We start from the raw sequence: 1,392 nt of genomic DNA, 5'->3' as shown, positions 1-1,392 counted from the left end.
GTCCTAGGCCTCTAGACGATGGGAGCGTGGCCTGAACTGGCGTTGCCGGCAAGCGGGGCGTATTATACGAACCTTTATGCGCCGCACAAGCGACTTGTTCAGGGATCGCCGCCTTTGGAAGATCACCGCCCCGACCATCCCCTCATCATTCCCCGCTCCGAACACGTCATATCCCGCTCGAAGATCAGTCCGAACGCGCTGAAGGTGCTCTACCGCCTGCGCGCGGCGGGATTCCGGGGCTGTCTGGTCGGCGGGGGCGTGCGCGATCTGCTGCTCGGACGCGAGCCCAAGGATTTCGACGTTGCCACCGATGCCCATCCCGAGGAGGTCTACCGGCTGTTCCGCAACTGCCGGCTGATCGGGCGGCGCTTCCGGCTCGCGCACGTGCAGTACGGCTCCGAGATCATCGAGGTCGCGACCTTCCGCGCGCAGACCCCGGCCGATGACGAGGACGGCGCCGGCGGCAGCGGCGGGGTCGTCACCGATGCCGAGGGCCGCATCCTCAGCGACAACGTCTACGGCACGATCGAGGACGACGCCTGGCGGCGTGATTTCACGGTCAACGCGCTGTACTACGACGTTGCCGATTTCTCGGTGCTCGATTACGTCGGCGGCATGGAGGACCTGAAGGCCGGCGTGATCCGGCTGATCGGTGACCCGGAGCAGCGCTACCGCGAGGACCCGGTGCGCATGCTGCGCGCGATCCGCTTCGCGGCGAAGCTCGGCATGCGCCTGCACGCCGACACCGAAGCGCCGATCCACACGCTCGGTCACCTGCTGCGCGACATCCCGCCGGCGCGCCTCTTCGACGAAGTCCTGAAGCTGTTCATGGCCGGCAGCGGTGTGCAGACCTTCGAGCTGCTGCGCCTGCACGGCCTGTTCCGCCACCTGTTCCCGGCCACCGACCGCTGCCTGTCGCGCGAGCTGAACGGCTTTCCGCGCACGCTGCTGGTAAGGGCGCTGGCGAGCACCGACGAGCGCGTCGCCGCCGACAAGTCGGTGACCCCGGCCTTCCTGTACGCCGCGCTGCTGTGGGAGCCGGTGCGCAGCCGCTACCGCCTGCTGCACGATGGTGCCGCATCGCCGCTCGAAGCCATGCAGCGCGCCGCCGACGAATGCATCGAGCGCCAGCTCGGCCACACCGCGCTGCCGCGCCGCTACGCGCTGCCGATGCGCGAGATCTGGCAGCTGCAGCCGCGCTTCGAGGATCTCAATCCGCGCCGCGCCGCGCGGCTGGCCGCGCACCCGCGCTTTCGTGCCGCCTACGACTTCCTGCTGCTGCGGGCCGAATCCGGCGAGCCGGTCAGCGATCTCGCCGGCTGGTGGACACGCTGGATCGACGGCCCCGAGGCCACGGTCGCGGCGCCCGCCGACGGCGACACCGACACCGAC

General features: G+C 69.5%; 1 protein-coding gene. It reads left to right on the top strand.

The annotated features are described in order from the left end of the window. Positions 1-204 precede the first annotated feature (204 nt). A partial coding sequence (pcnB, locus tag PKE44_RS12385; protein ID WP_324551629.1) for a polynucleotide adenylyltransferase PcnB occupies positions 205-1,392 on the top strand: 1,188 nt, incomplete at its 3' end.

The organism is Plasticicumulans sp., from assembly GCF_035331805.1.
Lineage (GTDB): Bacteria > Pseudomonadota > Gammaproteobacteria > Competibacterales > Competibacteraceae > Plasticicumulans.
This window is presented reverse-complemented; position numbering and strand designations above follow the sequence as displayed.